Raw genomic sequence first — 16677 nt, forward strand, 5'->3', positions numbered from 1 at the left:
GCTTTTGGCCTACGCGATGGCGGCCTCGGTCTTTGCCGGGCTGGTTGCCATTGCCGCGATTTCGGGCGGTACATCGAAGAAGCCCAGTCGGCCAGTTAGCGGCACGAATGGCAGGGGCCTCGCGTCGGCTAGCACGAAGCCATAACAGCCTTGCATGTGCCGCGGTGATGTGCGTTTGTATGACAGGAGGCAGTCCGTCACCGTCGCGGCACCCACGATGCCACCGCGCGCCAGCGCATCGAAGCGCGGAAAGATGATGAGCGAGTCGATCGCCTCGGCCATCTGCCGTGCTGCATCGTATTCGGCTCGAGTCATGCCCTTGCTGGCGTGGATCAGCACCGGGCCGCGGTACGTGGTGCGCCACGTCCGGTTCTCGATGTCCTTGTAGCCGTTGATGATCAGCCAGGCCCAGGGCTGGCGGATGGAGAGTGCTTTCACCATGACAACCCCCTCGCCGCCGCGCGAGCACTGCGTTCTGCGGCCTCGGCCTCAAGGGCTGCGATCAGCTCGGCTGGCTTTCCGTTGAACTGGTTGAAATGGGCATCGCACAGGCTGCAGCACCGGTCAGTGATGGCGCGCCACCCCATCGCGACTCGCACACGCCAGGTGTCGTGCTTGATGCGCTGGCCCGTGTAGGGCGGCCTCGGGCAGAGCCGGCAAGCATTGCCGCAGGTGTCAGGCGCCATGCTGCGGAAGCGGGGGTACTGCGCGGCCTCGGCCGCCACCTGCTCATCTGAAAGCGTGGCCGCAGCTGCGCGGAGTTCGGCCAGCGTGGCAAACTGGCGCTCCGGCAGTGCTTTGTGAAGCCACGTCTCAATGAATGCGCAGCGGCTGCTCTCGCGGCGCGCCTCCATCTGGACACCCAGGCCGGCGATGTCCTCATAGCCGTAGAAGGCCATGCCGTGGGCGCCGTGGCCGTGCGCGGTCTCGCGCATGATGATGTTGTCGGGGACGATCATGCTGCGCCGCCTTCCGCCTGAATGGCGGTGGTATTGGCGGGCACCGGTTCACCCGCAAGCATGGCCCTCGCTTCCTTCACCGTCAGCATGTCGCGAACGAAGCGGCGGTCGTCCTGTGGGTAGCCTTGGTAGCGATGGCACACCTGCTCTTCGAGTTCTTCGACCAGGTCCTCCATGACGGTGCGCCAGCCGTCCGGAGCATCGGCAGGGGGTCGGCGGTTCCAGGCAGCGATGGCTTCTGTCTCCTTGCTTGCGGTGAAGGCAATGAATAGTCCAGTGTTGTCGCAACCGGATTCCTCGCCACATGAGATTCCGACGATTTCATCCAGCCGCTTCAGGGTCGGCCGAGCACCACAAAACGGACACGGCTTCAACTCCACGCTCTCAGTCATGGATCACTCCCTTGCTTCGCGCGTAATCAGCCAATTTGACTGCGAGCGCCTCATCGTCCATGCCAAGCGCTTCGGCAATAGCTTTCCGTGCGATCGATGCTTGTGAGCGGCTAATCGTTGGCACTCGTATGCCGAGATCCTCATCGTAGTCATCCACACGCGATCGGATGAAGTCGCTGGATTCTGTATATGGGTTGCGGCTCATTTCTCTTCTCACTTGGCGATTGCGGCTGCTGGTGGCGTGGCGCCAAATATGAAGCGGATGGCGGCGTGCGCTGACGTGCGAGGCACGCCTTCCTCAGGCTTTACGCGGGATGCATTGAGCAGGCGCCGGATGTTCTCCGGATGCTTCCTGTTGCAGGACTGGCAAAACGTCACCGTCCGATCGAAGTAGCCGGTGAACCAATTCCAGGCGGTCGGCATCTGCATGGCGTTCATGACTTGTCCGCACAGTTCACAGCATTGCATCACGCACTCCCTTCTCTGTCTCGCTGGATGGCGGCGTCGATGGCCGAGTCAAGGCCGCCATGTCTTGCGGGCTTCAATTCGATCGCCTCCGGATCGTCGCCGATATGCACGTCGCGCAGCCAGCGATACCGCTCCGCATCGCGTTCGTCCTCGCTGGGCTGCTCTGCGGCCAGGAGGGCAACGATCTTGTCGAATGCCCCGGCCGGGATGGTGAAATCCCACTCACCCATCACGTCAAGCAGCCAATCCTTTGCATCCGTCAGCGCCTTGGCGCTCGGTTGTGGGACGGCAGGCGATGCGCTCGGCGCAGGGGCGGCGGTATAGACCTCACCGTCGATGGGATCGGCATCCTCACCATCGGTGAATGCAACACCTTGTAGGGCGGCCTTGGCAATGCTGCCGTCCTCGACGGTAGATATGCCAGCCTCGTCGCACCAATAATTCTGCGGCTCTCCGGATACGGTGTCCCATGCGTCCCGGTCGTTTATGTTGAAATGCAGGCCATTCGCATAGAAGCGCAGCGCATCAAGCACAGCAAACGGCAGCGCTACCGGCGCCGCCTGTTGCACGCCGGCGCTCGGCGCGCTCTGCATATCCTTTCCGTCATTCAGCATGGCTAATTTCCTCCATAGGCCAGGAACCCCAGCCCCACGCCTGCTTGTCATCTGTCGGGTGTTTGTCGGTGCGAGGTCGGCTCGGGCAATTCCAACTGCGGCCTTTGACATGCCACAGGAACTGCCAGCCGGCCGCGCGCAGGCTGGCGCCGTCCTCGCTCGCCAGGATGTAGGTCAGGCCGCGCCGGTATCCCTTGCCCTGCGCTACGCGCCGGGCGGCGGCGTAGAGCATCGAGCAGGCGTTCGGTGTGCCGTCTGTGCAGAGGCGCGTTACCTCTACCGTAAGGCCGTCATCGAGGGCACGAGCCACAGGCCGGCCGGACACAGCCACACCGACCAGGCGTCCGCTGTCATCGTGGACCGCTTGGCGCCACAGGGCACCAACGGGCACCCCGTGGTGGCGGTGATGCTGGCGGATGTAGTCGTCGGCCACGTCCCGCGTCACAGGGCGCAGCTCAATCATGGCTCGCTCCTTGGATGGTGAGCGCGGCCACGGCCCAGCGCACGGCCTTGGTGAACGACTTGAGATTGCACGGGCAGTACGGGTTGCTGGTGCTGAATGTGGCGTGCCAGCCGCGCTCGATTTCAGCGTCGGTCAGTTCCTTGCAACGCTCGCTTTCCGGCACGGCCGGCGCCGCCTGGGCTGCTGGCTGTGGGGTGGCATAGAGCGGCGTGTGCTTGTAATAGCCGGGCTGCAATGATTGGATGGGTAACTTCCCGTATCGCTCTTTACCGTAGTCCGGCCCGACACACATTACTGTGCTGATCCACGCCACCGGCCGCGCATCCTCTCCGGCCGGCCGTTCCAGCTTGAGCGCCACGCAATCGTCCTGCGGCCGGAACTCGTATTGAGGGAACCTGGCGCGCCAGGCCTGCGCCTCTCCGGCCTGCAGCGCCGATTGCCCCGCGAGCGCGGCATCTACCCGGGCCAGCATCGCGGCGCAGTCGGGCGTCTGTGGAGGACGGTCATATGTGGCGTGTAGCCATAGCGATGCCTCGCGCAGGACGCTTTCAGCAGCCTGCGGCGCAGCCTGTGCGGCAGGGATTCCAAGCACATCGCGCGCCGCCGCCAGCGCATCTATCGGCGACAGCAGCCGCTCCGAATATCCGCGGCATTCCCCGAAGCACTGCCATGCCAGGGCTTGCGCGAGATCGCGCAGGACGGCAGCGTTCTGAGCCGGCTGCGGCGATGAAGCAAGTTCCTCGTGCCGATGGAAATGGAGATCGCCGACAAGTTGCCGAAAGACTTCGCGGATAGCTGGGCCGCTAGCTTGACCATGCTCGCTGTCAGCATTGAACAGGTAGCATGAATCTCCGCTAGGCGACTCCACGCGCCAGCCTTCTGTATCGGAGTCAAATTTCCAGCCATCCGTCAGCCCATGTGCCAACGAGGCGGATTGTTTTTGTTCTTCGCCCATCTCATGCTCCCCGCTGCTTGTCGACCAGCGCCCAGCCCGCGTTCTTGCCACTGCCGAGGAAACGGATCTTTCCGGCCTTGCGCAGGGCTTGGAGACGTCGATCGAGGATGCGCTCCGCCCAAACGTACTTCCACTCGGGGAGGCCAGAATTCTTGTTTTCTTCGTCGACAATCCTCCTGCATTCGTCCCTCACCCTTCCGCTGTAGAGATCGTTGAAGATCATTGACCGGCAGCTGAGATTGCCCATGATCAGGGCGTCAAGCTTCTCGTATTTGGTTTTCATTGGTGATCCTAGATGGTCCTTGCCGCGCGCTAAACGCTATGCCGCTGCGTGGTAGCGCTTGATGCCGTAGTACACCTCCCGGCAAGCCGCCAGATCGACGGCGGCGTTGTGGGCGCCGATCAGATCGGTGCCGGTGAAGTGCTTGTAGGCTTCACCGAGATTCGGCGACTTCGCGTGATAGCGCCCTGCGGCAGCCATCTTCTCGGTTGGCGGGAGGTTGACGATCTTCGTGCTGTTTTTCTGCGTGCAGAAGGCCGGCCCGGCTTTCCACTCGTCCGCGAACACATCGTCGTGCTCGGTGGAGCGCATCAGTTCGATGCGGATCATGCGCATGTCGAAGGGCTCGTTGTGGGCGACGCGGAGGGTGGCTTTCTTCCACATCTCGAGGAACAGGCCCAGCGCCTGGCCGATGGGGGCGCCGAAGCGCTCGGCCTTCTCGTTCGTGATTCCGGTCAGCGCTTCAAGTTCCTCGGGGATGGTCCAGCCCTCGGGCTTGATGATGAGGTCCATGAAGGCGAGGGTGGTGCCGGTGTCCTCGTCGTGCAGTTCGGCGGCGAGTTGGGTGATGCGCGGCTGGCTCGGGTCTTCGCTGGGCAGGCCCCATTGGGGAATACCAGTTGTCTCTGAATCGTAAATGAGGATCGGGGTCATGGTATGGTCCTAGATCATGTGGTCGGATGGGTGGGTCAGAGCCAGGCCGCAGCGGGATCGCGGCGGATCAGCTGGCCGCGCTTCTCGGCATAGCGAAGGCGAGCGCGCTGGTTCTGCCGCGCGCAATACTCGGGGTCTTTCTGCTTGCGCCGCGAGTAGGCGCGATTCACTTCCTTGCGGCTCTTGCGCTTGGGCTTGGGCGCGTCCGGGCCGGCGCCGAGCGTCCAGCGGTTGACGGCCGGGGCGTGCTCGCTGGTTTGGTAGCCGCCGATCCGCACCTCGGTGCCGTGGCGCATCTTCATGTGCTTCTGCACCGCGTGCGGCGTCACGCCAAGGATTGCGGCCATTTCCTTGGACGTCATCTTCTGGCCGCCGGCGAGCGCCCGCTTGATGCCCTCCCATACCGGAGAGAACGAGGGGCGAGCGCAATGCCGCGGACCAAGGCCCATGTCGTAACCATGCTTGAGCACTGCGGCAGCTGAGCGCTCGGGGAAGTGGGCGGCAATCACCTTGGTGGGCTGGCCGTTGGGCCAGAGTTCGCGCAGCCGCTCTTCTTCATCGGGCGTCCACGGGACGAATGGCGTTCCTTTCATGATCGATCTCCGGTCAGGCCGCCAGCTTGCGCAAGGCGGCAACGTTGGACTGCACCAGCTTTTCGAATTCCCACAGGTCGGCAACCATTGCCTCGATGTAGTCGTCGTCACGCTCGATGCGCCAGCGGAAGAATTCCTTCACGGACTTGAGGGCGGGGCAGTAGATGCAGAAGTCCCACCACTTACGGCCGGAGAGCCAGATATTCCCTTGCACCTGGTCCGTATACTTCTCCAGGTCGTGATCGATCAGCGTAGTGCGCAACTCGTCAGGGGAGATGAGGCACTTGTACTCGGCGCCGCCGTCCTTGCCGATCCAGCCGTCCGCGCTTGCCCCGAAGGCTCGGTCATCGGACAGGACCATGCCGACCGGCTGCACGTAGACGCCGATGTCGGCTTGGTGGGCGATGCGCGCATCCGGTTCGAGTTCGTGGCCGCGACGCATCTGCCATGTCTCGTGACCCTCGTTGAGCGGGGCACCGCTGATGCGCTCGATGGCTGTGCCGAAGGCGAGTTTGAGGGCAGTGTCGGACCAGTCGCCGCCAGCACGCTTACGGGAGCGGGCGATGCGGAAGTTACTGGCGGTGTTCACGCCCGCGCGGGCTTGCAGCCATTGCTCGCTGCCCTGCTGACAGGTAACGACAATCACGACTGCACCTCGCGCTTGTCCTCGCTGGGCAGCGATACGCGGTCGGCGGCAAGGTCGATGAAGATGTGAGATAGCAACTCATAGTCATGGCTGCCACCAACCCAGCGAGCGCGGCCAGCGGCCGGATGGTCTATGTCATCCGACTCCAGCTCCACGAACTTGCCTTCGTGGAAGGCACCGAATCGAGCACGCCGCCACACTTCAAGGCCATAGTACGGCTTCGGTGCTGCCGTATTGCTGGGCTGCTCTGCGGCCAGGAGAGCGCGGGCACGTTGCATCTTTGCCCTTACCTGCCCGGCGAGTCCTTGGCCGAAATCGTGGCCTTCCTTTGACGCGCGGGCAAACAGACCGCGCAAGTCGCACTCGATCTCATCGTAAAGGTCGAGTGCCCGTTCATCCGTCAGCGCCTTGGCGCTCGGTTGCGGGGAGGCATCCAGAGCGGTACACAGCACCTCCAAGCAGTCCAGCGCTGCTCGCCGGTCCACACTGGTGGCGAAGCTTGCTTTTGACAGGAAAGCAGAGAGATTGCGGCGAGCAGTGGCAACCATCGAACCGTCGGCCGGTTGAGGGGCGTTCGTAGCCCGCTGCGCGGGTACTGAGGATGTCATGCTGCCTCCTGCGGAGCAGCGCGCAGTTCCTGCATGCGCTGATTGAAGTAGTCGGCGTACTTGGCCTTTTCCTCCTTGCCCAAGCCGCTCATGACCCTGCTGATGTCGCCGATGGTCTTGGCATCGCGCATGCCAGCGTGGATTTCCGGTGCTACCGGAGACTGGCCGGCGCCCTGGTCATCGCCGTCCTCGTCCAGATCATCATCGGCGGCCACGCCGAGCATGGCCGTCACGATGTACCGACGCAGGTAGGTGATCGTGGCGCCGAAGTTCTTGATGTCGCCGTCGCCGCGCGGCACGCGCATGGTTGACTCGATCTGCGCGCCGCTGTCGTGGCCTAGTACGGTGCGGATCACGGTCACGCCCTCGGCATCGGTCACGAGTTGGAACAGGCAGATGCCGTTCTCGGAAAGGGCGGGCGTGGTCTTCTCGCGGATCTCCTGAAGATCGGCGTAGCTGAAGGAATAGGCCGCCTTCTCTCGCGGCCGGATCGTGACCGAACGATTCTTCGTGATCGGCTTGAAGGCGCCTTGTGCCTTGGCCAGCGCCGAGTACATCGGGCCCATGCCGCCCTCGGGCGCCGGGGTGAGGTTGGTTTCGAGCGGCGGGAGGTCGGTGCGAGTCATGCTGCACTCCCGGTGGCCGCATTGATCGTGGCATCGATGCGGTCGGCCAGTTCGCCGGCCGGGACGTGAGGGCGGGCCTCGACCAGCAGGGCCAGCAGCGCGCCGGCCTGCTCCCGCACGCGCCGGGCGGCTGCCTCTGCGGCTTCTTGCTCGCGGCGGCGAGCAGCGGCTTCCTCGCGCTGGCGCTGTTCCTCGGCGGCGCGGGCTTCCGCTTGTCGGCGCGCTTCGGCCGCCTTCTCGTCGGCAATGCGCTTCGCTTCGGCCTGCTCGGCGGCCCGGGCAGCAGCCTCGGCGGCTTCCTTGGCCTCGCGTTCCTGCCTATCCCGATCCGCACGCAGTTGTTGCAGTTCTTCCGCATCGCGCGCGGTATCGAGCATCGCATTCAGGTTGCCTAGCGCCGCATTGATGGCCGCGCCGGCATCGGCCTGGAATTCACCGAAATCGTCTGCCGCCTCGCGGGCCAGCGAATCGATGCGTTGCTGGATTTGCTTCACGCCCAGCCCGATGCACGTCGATACCGCCGTCTCGATGGCGTGGATGCGGTCCTTGATGCCAGCAATACGCTGCCGCTCGGCTTCGGCCGCTTCCGCCAGGGCTTGCTGCGCGGCAGCCGCCGCCTGTTGTTGGGCACGCATCGCCGCCAGTTCTTCGCGCGCCCTGGCGTTTTCCAGATGGGCGCGGAGCGTGGTCAGGGCGCCTTCGGCCGCTTCCTTGGCTTGGTCGGCATATTCCTGCCAGTCGCGCCGACCGAGATACTTCGGCGATTCCAGGTCACGGATCGCGGCGGCGACATCGGCCACGCTCGCGCTGAGATAGCCCTTCGGCAGGTTGATGATCGCGTTCAGGAACGCTTGGTGGGCCGAGATGCGCGCGCTCTCGATGCGCGCCTTCTCGATACGTTCCTCGTCCTTGCGCTTCTGCTCGGCATCGACCAGATCCTTGACGGGTTGCTCGATGGCCTTCACCGACGCCACGATCTCGTCGCGCTTCTCGCGAGCCTGTTTCTGGAGCGCCATCAGCGGGCGATTCCAGTTCGTGTACGCTTCCTCGGTCGCGGTGCGCGTGCCGACGCAGCGCTGCACGAACTCGCGCGCTGCCTTGTTGCCTTCGGTCGTCTTCACGTCGAAGGCTTCGGCGCCTTCCTCCCGCAGCTTGGCGAGGCCGGCCTCGACGGGGTCGTACAAGGCGAGGGCGGTCGCCGACTCTGCCGGAGCTGCGTCCAGCACTTCCATTTCAGGTGATTCCATGATTGTCCTCAGCGGATCGGGATCAGTTCAAGGCTGCCGTCTGCGCGGCAGCGACCAGAGTGTTTAAGGCCAGCGGCGCGCAGGAAGCGCACCCATGCGACCATCGGGGTGTCGTCCTTCATGTCGACCACCCAGGAAGAATCGAGATCGTTTCGTTGTCCGCCACGCAGGCGTAAAGCAGCACGATGGCGAGGGCCAGGAGAGTGCCGAAGATCCACGGATGACGGCGCTCGAAGCGGCAGAGGAAGTCGTCGCGGCGGTTCATGCTTGCCCCCTGACAAGAGCGAGGGCCTGATCCATGCGCTTGGTGATGTCTTCCCATGCCTTACGTTGATCAGGTGAGCCAAAGCGCCATTTGTCACCGTTGAGCCACTGTCGAGCAGCGGCCAACGTTTCTACCAACTCGTGCTGAAGATTCTCGCGTGCAGCCTGACGGGCGGCCGCTTGAGTAGCGGTCATGCTGCGGCTCCCAAGAAAAGCCCCTCGTCGCGACGACGATCCGCAGCATCGGAAGCCTCGCGCGCCTGGTCTTCGAGATACGCATCCAGCGCGAGGTCGGCGACTTCATCGAGATCATGGAAGTCGGTCACATCCACGCCCGAATCGGTGACGGTGGCCACCTCGAAGCAATCCCCCTGGCCGGGTTCTTCGTGGGAGGTTTCGTAGCCGCGCAGGTAGTTGCCAGTCACCTGCAGGCTCACGCCGTCGAGTTCGATGGTTACGGTTTGCATGGCGCGCCCTCAGCTCAAGCCGTAGTAGCGAACCTCGACCACCAGATCGCCCGTGGCCGCATCCTTGTGAGGCGTGCTGATAGAGGGGCTGCGGTAGGCATCGATGGAGGCCTTGAGGATCTGCGCGCGCTGACGGAGGGCCTGCTCATCCTTGCTGCGCAAGGTGTACATGCCACCGGAGCCCGACGGGCGATGCCAACTCGAAACGACCGCCGGCGCGGCCACAGCCTGATCTCGTTCCTGGCTGGCATTGGCCTTCGCCACCAGCTGATCCCGCAGATCGGTGTAATGCGCCTCACGGTGAAGCCGGCGCGTCTCTTCACCCTCCACCCCCAGCAAGTCCATCTGGTCGATGGCCACGAAGGCAATCAGGGCTTTGGTGCGGTCATCCGGGGAAATCCGGCTGACGATTTCGGCGGGCGTCATAGGTCACTCCGCTTCGATGAGGTTGCCGCCAGCATCCAGCGAATACCAGGTATCCGGCTTGACGCCATCCCGGCCAGCGATGGCCGCGCGAATGTGCAGGATCTGGCCATAGTCGTCGCCATCGGCTTCTTGGTCGCGATAGCAGAGAACGATGGCACTCCCGGCACTGGCCTTGGCACGTCCCTTGATGCCGATAGCGGTTGCCACGGAATGCTTGCCCTCGGCGCTGGCCGCCGACCGGTCGCCGGTGTTCGTGGCCGCCGACCGGTCGCCGGTGTTCGTGGCCGCCGACCGGTCGCCGGTGTTCGTGGCCGCCGACCGGTAGCCGGTGTTCGTGGCCGCCGACCGGTAGCCGGTGTTCGTGGCCGCCGACCGGTCGCCGGTGTTCGTGGCCGCCGACCGGTAGCCGGTGTTCGTGGCCGCCGACCGGTAGCCGGTGTTCGTGGCCGCCGACCGGTCGCCGGTGTTCGTGGCCGCCGACCGGTCGCCGGTGTTCGTGGCCGCCGACCGGTCGCCGGTGTTCGTGGCCGCCGACCGGTAGCCGGTGTTCGTGGCCGCCGACCGGTCGCCGGTGTTCGTGGCCGCCGACCGGTCGCCGGTGTTCGTGGCCGCCGACCGGTCGCCGGTGTTCGTGGCCGCCGACCGGTAGCCGGTGTTCGTGGCCGCCGACCGGTCGCCGGTGTTCGTGGCCGCCGACTGGTAGCCGGTGTTCGATTCCGTCTTGCTAGATTCCACGCGCGACAGGATGTAGCTGACGGCCCGCGATACCAGTTCAGGGATCTTCAACTCGGCCTTGATGCTGATGCGTGCAGCGGCGATCTTGCTATCCGAGTTCTCGCGGCTCAGCTCGCCGGACATTTCCACAGAGGCGAAGCGGCTATCGGCCGGCGCGTAATAGCCAAACACGTCGAGCGGGAATTCGCAGGCATGGAATCCGCGTTCGCACGCCTCGATCTTTCCGTCGATCACGAACGTCTCACCGACCGCATACTGCACGCGCTGGCCACCACTGGGATGGCATACGAAGTCCTTGTTGAAGCCCTTGTAGGCTGTTACGACGCACTCACCTTGCTCGACGGCAACCTTCTCAATTTGCTGATTCGCTGCGGTGTCTTCCATCTGCATCTCCATCGGTCTTGGCTCTGCGTGTGCAGTGCTGATGGAGAAAGCGAGAGACGGCTCACTCCATCTGGTTGACTTTGACGAAGCCGGGATTCAGGGGAGGGCGCGCAGTTTTGCTATCCTAGGACCGCCGGAGCCACTAACTCCGGTTGCGGTCTAGTAAGCCGCTGAAGGTGATGGATCGGCCAAGCTTCTGCGCTTGTTGTCGCGGTCGCCGCGCGAAATCGGGCGTTTGCAGCGACGCAGTTGCATAACCGATCCAGAGCTGATGCCAGAGCCGCCATCCTAGGTAGCGATCTGGCCCCGGTAGCAACGCCGGGTCATCAATGTACGAGCCTTAAACCAGCTCGTGGCCACGAGCTTTCAAGGTGATGAGCCATGAAAGTTTCTGTGAAGGTGGATCTGCGAATCGATCTAGCCGCATGCCTTCGGGCCGTGGCGATGATCGTCTTCGCAATCGTGACCTGATGAGGCGGGCCGGCAATACAGCGTCGGCCCGCTCAGTCAAACCTGTCAGCCGGCGGGGTGCACTACCACCCCGCCCGAGCAACGCATCCCTGCGCGCCCTCTCCTGAATCCCGACTTGTCAAAGAACTCGCACCTTGGTTGCCTTTGGCATTGGTGCGTCGATGGAGAAAACTTTACACAACAAAAACGTGTAATGCAACAAAAAGTTGTTTTCAGGGTGACAACATGCCGGGCGCGACCATCCTTGCAGTCACGCAGGAGGCGGCGGGAAGGCTATTTCGCGACGGCGCCGGCCTGGCTGGCGAGGGCCAGACGGCGGATGGCGTCCGCCAGCATTTCGATGGCGTTAGTTCCAGAGTGAGGGAAGGCGGCTGCAACCCTCACGAGAAGGTCCAGGAGGGAGCGGAAGATAAGCAGGGGGTCATCCGCATAGAGGCCGCCGATAGTGGCCTCATAGGAGCCGCCGTAGTGGTGCTGGAGGGTGATGCGGTCTTCGGCTGGATCGTCGTCCGGCGGGCGCGCCCGTACCTGCTGTCTCGCCGTCCGCCCGTTCCGGAAGGCTGACATCTGAATGATGTTGTCCATGACCCCGTCTTCTAATTTTTGGGCAAGAGTCGGTCTTGCCTTTCAGCCAGATTACGGGGAGGGCGGGGTACTAGGGCACCCCTCTCCGGTTGGGAGACAGATGGCTCTGCCGTCGCGCGGCAAGGTGCTGTGCCACCCTGGACCTTGGCGTAGACTATCTACGAGGTAGACATTGGAGTCCAACATGACACCGGAAGATGCAATCCAGGCATTCGAGTGCCTGGCCAGTGATGAAGACGAGGACTTGCCGGCACAGCGCGCAATGGCCGATCTGGCAGCAATCATGGCCGATGAGAAGACGCCTCGCAAAATCATGCTTGCGCTAATGGACGTAGGCGCGACGCTGTGGCGAATGGAGCTAGAGGCGCGGATGAGGATTTAGGCAACAAAAAGCCCGCCTCAGTGAGCGGGCCTACGTGCCTTGTGGGGAAATATGCTAGTTGATGAGCTTGGCCGCCGCGAACGCCAGCCCCGTCAATGTGCACGCGGTGCCGACAAACCACTTCAGCAGCGTACTCTCCAGTATCGATACATCCGCCTTGGATGCAACATGGTCGAGTTTCGTCTCGATGCGCGCGAGGCGTTCGCGGACATCAATGTGGGCGTCTTCGGGGGCTTTGACTCTAGGTTCCATGCCGTCATTATGGGCTGCTCCCCACTATTCGAGTCGCCAGCACCTACTTCTTGCTGGGTTGTGGCGTCGCAGCTGGAGCATTCTGCTGGCCAAACTGAATTGCGCCTATCACGCCCTGGACAATTGAGATGTTGGACTGGTATGTGGCGTAGTAGGCTCCTATGATGATGGCTGCGATTGCAGCCACCTGGGCTGCAACGCTTAACCATAGGTGCCTCTTCAGGTCGCTAGCCTTCTCAGCTGACTGCTCGGCGCGCGCCGCGATCGATTCCAATCGCTTGTCGCGCTCTTCGAATCTCTTGTCGCGCTCAGTGAATAGCGAAACAAGGCCGTCGATCTTTTCCTCGATGCGCGCAACTCTCGCGTCCATCCTTGCTTCGATGGCCTCAAGTTTCGCATCAATTTCCGGTCGGGTGACATCAGTCATAGATTCATTATGGGGCTCGGCCGATGGGTGTGCAAGGGCACTGGTAGCCGCCAGTGCTTCAACGTAGCGCTTATACAGGCTCTCGAAAAGTGGCGGATTGAGCGTAAACGATAGGCCATCTTCCTGCGACGAGGTTTCGCTCTGGATTCCTTTTACAATATCGTCAATCGCATCTTGTGCGAAATCCGCATCACTTTTTTTGGTCGCCATTACCACCCTCGGAAGGCAGTTGCAGTCCGTTCTTGAAGTTTCTGTATATTGTACTTAGGATGTTTGGGTATGGTATATCCTCTTGCTTGAATGTGGAGTTAAGTCTATTATCAATAAAACTAAGCAACTTATTTTTATCGATAACTCCAGATTCAATTAGAAGATTTACCAAGTCGGTAATCAATATTAATAAGCTTCCGTCCGATGCTGCAAGCGCACCAATTTGGGAGCGCATTAGTTTCTGAACATCGCCAGCGAGCGCTTCGTTGAAAAGCCTATTAATTTCATCATCTAATGGAGGGGGGTGTTCTTCCATGATGGATGTGATCAGTATTGAAAATTACGCCGCTGCTGATTGGGCTGTCCAGCCGGGCGCCCAAAGGACTGATTGAATTGCGGTGGGTTGCTGTACTCGTCCTTCTGGTGCCCACGCTGACCCGTGTAGGGATTTACCCCACCATACTGGTTGTTCTCGGCATTGTAGTTGTTGGAGCGCAACTGATCTGGGTTGGACCGCATATGGCCCTCGCGGTAGTTTCCGTTTTTGTCGATGGAGGGGCGGACGTAGGTTTGGGCGCTCGCGCTGGCAGCACAGATAAATAGCGCGTAGAGAATAATAGTTGTTCTCATTACGTGTGTCCTGTTCGAAGAAATTTGCAGATGCTAACCAGGTTTTTCTCTTCGCTGCTTTCTGGTGGCGGGGATTTTAGTTGGGCTTGCTTTGGCATCGAAGTTTCTCCACCAAAAGCCGCTATCCGCAGCGTTGCGGACATCTTGCGCTTGCAATCTACGCGCTCGCGGAACATAGCCAACTCAGTGGTTTTTATTGGTCTATCTAACTTAAAATTTCCGTCACTCTCTTTTACTTTGGAGATTAACTCTCTCATATCCGATGGAGATATATCCAAACTAGTCCATTTAATCCAAACATCCCCACCTTCTGCTCGGCGGGAAATTGTGTTTTTGTCAAGAAGCGTTAGTACGACTGCATCCTTGACCGGATCCATTGAAAGTGTGACCCAGCGATCTGCGTTGCCAGGGTCGCTCGCATACACAGAAAATGGTGCGCCCAAGATGAAAGCTACAATCAGGGGGCGATGCCAGGATGGAATTTTCATGTCTGCGTTTTCCGGCTATATGCATTTTTATTAATACGTTGTGCATTGGACTTGCTGGCCCAGCCGGTTACAGATCGTTTGGGTTGGGGTGCTAACTGGTGGCGGCACGTAGCCCATGATGCTATTGCTGCTGCCAGCCCATCTTGACGTAGGCTTGCGAGCAATTAGTGATCTCGTATTGCGCGATGATCGGAAAGACGCCGGGCGTGGTGGCATTGCATTGGGCCACCTGGCCTGTCGCTGGATCGCGGAATACGGTAGGGGTAGCGCAACCAGATAGGGCAAGAAGCGATAAAACGAGCAACCGTTTCATGGTGGACCCATTGAAAAGCCCTAGGGTATCTCACCGTTGCTTCAGTGGATTCCCCGCCGAAGTGGGGCTATCGAGCTTTATGCTGATCGTTTGATTCGGGGTGCAGGCCGGTAAATGTAAGAACCTTCTTCTTACGGGCGAAAAGTGGCTGCTCAGCCAAGCATCCCGCTATGAATTTCGACACCACCGCATCCAGGTTGGCGCGGTCCTCGGGCGAGAGTTTGTCGAACTCCGCGCGCGGCACGCTGAACGGCCACGCCTGAGCAGATTCTTGAGGCGCTGGTGCAATCACAGGTTCGCCCGCCTGAGTTGGCGGTGTTGCGCCAGAGCCAAACATGAGGGTTTCCTCGGACAACCCTAGGGCTACCGCCACCGCGGTCACGCGGCCGCGTTTCGGCGCGCTTTCATCTGACAACCACTTCCGCACCGTCTCATAGCTGACGCCCACCTGGGACGACAGCCATTTGGGCGTCTTGTCGAGGCGCATCAAAGCGCTGCGGATTCGCTGGCCAATCGTACTCATGCCCGGAGGATACAACTTAAGGTTGTACTCGTCCTCACACGTTTTTGTTGTGTAATGCACGTTTTTGTTGTACTCTCCATCGAAATTGGAGTTACTCATGAACGCTATCGAACGGTTGGTGGAGGCGAACGACGGTCCGGTTGCTGTGGCTCGCGCCCTGGATGGTGCTGTCGCCTATCAGGAGGTGCAGCGGTGGGTTAAGCGTGGGTACGCAGCGCCGAAGCATTTCCTGCGACTAGTGCCACTGCTGCCGAGTGGAATGACCATCGACGACCTCTACGCCGACATGTCTGCTCAGTCGAAGGCCGAGGTCTAGTCATGGGTTCCGCGATGGCCCGGCCACCGATCCCCCAAGCACCTGCGCAAGGTTCTGCAGGTCTGCAAGCAGCTGCTGCGTGGACCGAATGCATGCCTCAACTGCAGCTCGCTGATCGAAGGCAGGGCTGCCTTGTTCGTAAGGCTCTCCAATCCCGTTCGCCAGCCACTCTGCTGACACGCCAAGGGCTCGTGCAATCGCAGTCGTGTGCTTGCTTCCCTTCGCATTGCGGTCAGGGCTGCATAGGTGCTGGATGGACTGTGGACGAATACCGACCCGCGACGCAAGCGCGCGACCGGAGGTTGGCGGCTGCGTCTGCGCCATTGCCCAACGGAGCCGTTCGCCAAAGGTGTACATGCGCCCGAGTTTGTCACCGGACCTATGCAGGTTTGTCTGCTTTTTCGTATCAGACGGCTCTGTCGCTTGCGACGGGCCGGTGCCGTACCCCGCCGCGAGGTTGACCCGCTCGCGGCTTCCTCCCCGCGCTTTGGTGCGGGGGCTTTTTATACCCGTTGCTCGATAGCCAGATGACCCCGATCCAGATTCCAGCGAATGCAGCACCGCGGACTGTGAGGCAGATGGCCTTCGAGCTTGCGCAAGGGCTGTCCGCCATGTGCGGCCGGTACCAAGCAGGGCAGGGAGGTCAGGCGCCATTTACAGCGCGCCGGCCTGCAGTAGTTCGAGGTGTTCGCCGACTTCTGCGAGTGCTTCGGCAGTTTCGTCCAGCAGCATCGCGTGCTCAGCCGGATGCAGATTTCCTTCGTGGACGGACTCGCGCATGGATTCCAGGTGCTCCCGCACAAGGCGGGGCGCGTCATCACCATGCCGGTCCGAGTAGAGACGCAGCACGAGCTGCCGCACGAGGAAAAGTTGCAGACGCAGGTTTCGATCTTCGAGATCGCGCGCGCTTAGTGGCATGGCCTTTTGGCTCGCTGCGTGCTGCTGTTCCATCCACCACTCCTTTTTGATGATCCGGGGATCAGATGCAAGAACTTGATCAGATGCTTATGGCCCGAGCCCCCTACACACATCCCCTCGGAAAACTGACGCACGAGTCGAGAACGCTCCTGCCGGAGTGCGTCGGCGAAAAGCTCGTGACCACGGCGGCAAGCCTGGGCATGACCGAGGCGGAATTGACCCGCGACATCCTGTGCCAATGGGGCTTCGGCGACCTCATGGACAAGATAACGCAGGAGCGCCGCCGAATCACTGCGGTGAAACCGGCAGGAATCGGCATCCAAGAAAAGTAGGGCGCGGCAAGGCACGCAAGAACACCACGGCGCCGGGCGCGCCACTACA

31 protein-coding genes are annotated in these 16677 nt (G+C 61.6%); 3 read left to right on the plus strand and 28 right to left on the minus strand.

All coding sequences use genetic code 11. From position 1 onward, the window contains the following. Positions 1-9 precede the first annotated feature (9 nt). The 21 genes from ACWTPI_RS08825 to ACWTPI_RS08925 form a co-directional block, all read right to left on the minus strand. A complete protein-coding gene (locus ACWTPI_RS08825) occupies positions 10-441 on the minus strand; it encodes an ASCH domain-containing protein (RefSeq protein ID WP_454731444.1) in 432 nt (143 codons plus the stop codon). Further along, positions 435-959 (minus strand): hypothetical protein, encoded by a 525-nt coding sequence (locus ACWTPI_RS08830; RefSeq protein ID WP_454731445.1) that lies wholly within the window; start codon positions 957-959, stop codon positions 435-437. The genes ACWTPI_RS08825 and ACWTPI_RS08830 overlap by 7 nt, the downstream gene beginning before the upstream one ends. Further along, entirely contained in the window at positions 956-1351 is a 396-nt protein-coding gene (locus ACWTPI_RS08835) for a Lar family restriction alleviation protein (protein ID WP_454731446.1), read from the minus strand. Before ACWTPI_RS08835 ends, ACWTPI_RS08830 begins: the two co-directional genes overlap by 4 nt. Beyond that, positions 1344-1556: a hypothetical protein gene (locus tag ACWTPI_RS08840; RefSeq protein WP_454731447.1), complete on the minus strand. Its 213-nt coding sequence runs from the start codon at positions 1554-1556 to the stop codon at positions 1344-1346. Before ACWTPI_RS08840 ends, ACWTPI_RS08835 begins: the two co-directional genes overlap by 8 nt. An 8-nt stretch (positions 1557-1564) precedes the next feature. Continuing rightward, positions 1565-1789 (minus strand): hypothetical protein, encoded by a 225-nt coding sequence (locus ACWTPI_RS08845; protein ID WP_454731448.1) that lies wholly within the window; start codon positions 1787-1789, stop codon positions 1565-1567. A 29-nt stretch (positions 1790-1818) separates the two neighbouring features. Beyond that, positions 1819-2433 carry a hypothetical protein gene (locus tag ACWTPI_RS08850; protein ID WP_454731449.1) on the minus strand — a complete coding sequence of 205 codons (615 nt, stop codon included), beginning with the start codon at positions 2431-2433 and terminating at the stop codon, positions 1819-1821. Next, a complete protein-coding gene (locus tag ACWTPI_RS08855; RefSeq protein ID WP_454731450.1) occupies positions 2423-2896 on the minus strand; it encodes an XF1762 family protein in 474 nt (157 codons plus the stop codon). Before ACWTPI_RS08855 ends, ACWTPI_RS08850 begins: the two co-directional genes overlap by 11 nt. After that, on the minus strand, positions 2889-3851 hold the full coding sequence (locus ACWTPI_RS08860) for a hypothetical protein (protein ID WP_454731451.1): 963 nt from the start codon (positions 3849-3851) through the stop codon (positions 2889-2891). Before ACWTPI_RS08860 ends, ACWTPI_RS08855 begins: the two co-directional genes overlap by 8 nt. A gap of 1 nt (position 3852) precedes the next feature. After that, the gene (locus ACWTPI_RS08865; RefSeq protein WP_454731452.1) at positions 3853-4134 is read right to left on the minus strand and encodes a hypothetical protein; all 282 of its coding nucleotides are present in this window, start codon (positions 4132-4134) and stop codon (positions 3853-3855) included. Between the two features lie 36 nt (positions 4135-4170). After that, positions 4171-4785, minus strand: coding sequence for a 3'-5' exonuclease (locus ACWTPI_RS08870; protein WP_454731453.1), 615 nt, complete (start codon positions 4783-4785; stop codon positions 4171-4173). Positions 4786-4820: 35 nt separating this feature from the next. Beyond that, positions 4821-5378 carry a hypothetical protein gene (locus tag ACWTPI_RS08875; protein ID WP_454731454.1) on the minus strand — a complete coding sequence of 186 codons (558 nt, stop codon included), beginning with the start codon at positions 5376-5378 and terminating at the stop codon, positions 4821-4823. Between the two features lie 13 nt (positions 5379-5391). Further along, complete coding sequence (locus ACWTPI_RS08880; RefSeq protein ID WP_454731455.1) at positions 5392-6024, minus strand: lambda exonuclease family protein; 633 nt, start codon at positions 6022-6024, stop codon at positions 5392-5394. After that, a complete protein-coding gene (locus tag ACWTPI_RS08885; protein ID WP_454731456.1) occupies positions 6021-6632 on the minus strand; it encodes a hypothetical protein in 612 nt (203 codons plus the stop codon). The genes ACWTPI_RS08880 and ACWTPI_RS08885 overlap by 4 nt, the downstream gene beginning before the upstream one ends. Then, complete coding sequence (locus tag ACWTPI_RS08890) at positions 6629-7258, minus strand: ERF family protein (protein WP_454731457.1); 630 nt, start codon at positions 7256-7258, stop codon at positions 6629-6631. The genes ACWTPI_RS08885 and ACWTPI_RS08890 overlap by 4 nt, the downstream gene beginning before the upstream one ends. Then, positions 7255-8505 carry a hypothetical protein gene (locus tag ACWTPI_RS08895; RefSeq protein ID WP_454731458.1) on the minus strand — a complete coding sequence of 417 codons (1251 nt, stop codon included), beginning with the start codon at positions 8503-8505 and terminating at the stop codon, positions 7255-7257. Before ACWTPI_RS08895 ends, ACWTPI_RS08890 begins: the two co-directional genes overlap by 4 nt. A gap of 118 nt (positions 8506-8623) precedes the next feature. Continuing rightward, positions 8624-8770, minus strand: a complete 147-nt coding sequence (locus ACWTPI_RS08900; RefSeq protein WP_156174070.1) for a hypothetical protein — start codon at positions 8768-8770, stop codon at positions 8624-8626. Beyond that, entirely contained in the window at positions 8767-8964 is a 198-nt protein-coding gene (locus tag ACWTPI_RS08905) for a hypothetical protein (RefSeq protein ID WP_454731459.1), read from the minus strand. Before ACWTPI_RS08905 ends, ACWTPI_RS08900 begins: the two co-directional genes overlap by 4 nt. Continuing rightward, entirely contained in the window at positions 8961-9236 is a 276-nt protein-coding gene (locus ACWTPI_RS08910; protein WP_454731460.1) for a hypothetical protein, read from the minus strand. The genes ACWTPI_RS08905 and ACWTPI_RS08910 overlap by 4 nt, the downstream gene beginning before the upstream one ends. 9 nt (positions 9237-9245) lie before the next feature. Further along, positions 9246-9662 (minus strand): hypothetical protein, encoded by a 417-nt coding sequence (locus ACWTPI_RS08915; RefSeq protein ID WP_454731461.1) that lies wholly within the window; start codon positions 9660-9662, stop codon positions 9246-9248. 3 nt (positions 9663-9665) lie between these two features. After that, positions 9666-10781 (minus strand): DUF7666 domain-containing protein, encoded by a 1116-nt coding sequence (locus ACWTPI_RS08920; RefSeq protein WP_454731462.1) that lies wholly within the window; start codon positions 10779-10781, stop codon positions 9666-9668. A gap of 744 nt (positions 10782-11525) precedes the next feature. Continuing rightward, a complete protein-coding gene (locus tag ACWTPI_RS08925; RefSeq protein WP_454731463.1) occupies positions 11526-11837 on the minus strand; it encodes a hypothetical protein in 312 nt (103 codons plus the stop codon). Positions 11838-12021: 184 nt separating this feature from the next. Here ACWTPI_RS08925 and ACWTPI_RS08930 point away from each other — a divergent pair, with 184 nt between their 5' ends. Then, positions 12022-12219 carry a hypothetical protein gene (locus ACWTPI_RS08930; RefSeq protein WP_454731464.1) on the plus strand — a complete coding sequence of 66 codons (198 nt, stop codon included), beginning with the start codon at positions 12022-12024 and terminating at the stop codon, positions 12217-12219. Positions 12220-12273: 54 nt separating this feature from the next. Here ACWTPI_RS08930 and ACWTPI_RS08935 read toward each other — a convergent pair whose 3' ends face one another. From ACWTPI_RS08935 to ACWTPI_RS08960, 6 genes are all read right to left on the minus strand, one after another. Continuing rightward, positions 12274-12471 (minus strand): hypothetical protein, encoded by a 198-nt coding sequence (locus tag ACWTPI_RS08935; RefSeq protein WP_454731465.1) that lies wholly within the window; start codon positions 12469-12471, stop codon positions 12274-12276. 43 nt (positions 12472-12514) lie between these two features. Next, the gene (locus ACWTPI_RS08940) at positions 12515-13108 is read right to left on the minus strand and encodes a hypothetical protein (protein ID WP_454731466.1); all 594 of its coding nucleotides are present in this window, start codon (positions 13106-13108) and stop codon (positions 12515-12517) included. After that, positions 13089-13424, minus strand: a complete 336-nt coding sequence (locus tag ACWTPI_RS08945; protein ID WP_454731467.1) for a hypothetical protein — start codon at positions 13422-13424, stop codon at positions 13089-13091. The genes ACWTPI_RS08940 and ACWTPI_RS08945 overlap by 20 nt, the downstream gene beginning before the upstream one ends. A gap of 11 nt (positions 13425-13435) precedes the next feature. Then, positions 13436-13738: a hypothetical protein gene (locus ACWTPI_RS08950; protein ID WP_454731468.1), complete on the minus strand. Its 303-nt coding sequence runs from the start codon at positions 13736-13738 to the stop codon at positions 13436-13438. Beyond that, positions 13738-14226: a hypothetical protein gene (locus tag ACWTPI_RS08955; protein ID WP_454731469.1), complete on the minus strand. Its 489-nt coding sequence runs from the start codon at positions 14224-14226 to the stop codon at positions 13738-13740. Before ACWTPI_RS08955 ends, ACWTPI_RS08950 begins: the two co-directional genes overlap by 1 nt. A 380-nt stretch (positions 14227-14606) precedes the next feature. Then, a complete protein-coding gene (locus ACWTPI_RS08960) occupies positions 14607-15161 on the minus strand; it encodes a hypothetical protein (RefSeq protein ID WP_454731470.1) in 555 nt (184 codons plus the stop codon). On the opposite strand from ACWTPI_RS08960, the gene ACWTPI_RS08965 reads away from it, so the two are divergent. Continuing rightward, positions 15160-15378 carry a hypothetical protein gene (locus tag ACWTPI_RS08965; RefSeq protein WP_454731471.1) on the plus strand — a complete coding sequence of 73 codons (219 nt, stop codon included), beginning with the start codon at positions 15160-15162 and terminating at the stop codon, positions 15376-15378. The genes ACWTPI_RS08960 and ACWTPI_RS08965 overlap by 2 nt on opposite strands. A 654-nt stretch (positions 15379-16032) precedes the next feature. On the opposite strand, the gene ACWTPI_RS08970 is transcribed toward ACWTPI_RS08965, so the two are convergent. Next, positions 16033-16329, minus strand: coding sequence for a hypothetical protein (locus ACWTPI_RS08970; RefSeq protein WP_059412627.1), 297 nt, complete (start codon positions 16327-16329; stop codon positions 16033-16035). 32 nt (positions 16330-16361) lie between these two features. Between ACWTPI_RS08970 and ACWTPI_RS08975 the strand changes: the two genes are divergently transcribed. Further along, positions 16362-16628, plus strand: coding sequence for a hypothetical protein (locus ACWTPI_RS08975; RefSeq protein ID WP_454731472.1), 267 nt, complete (start codon positions 16362-16364; stop codon positions 16626-16628). The last annotated feature ends 49 nt before the right edge of the window (positions 16629-16677 follow it).

Source organism: Cupriavidus ulmosensis (assembly GCF_977008105.1).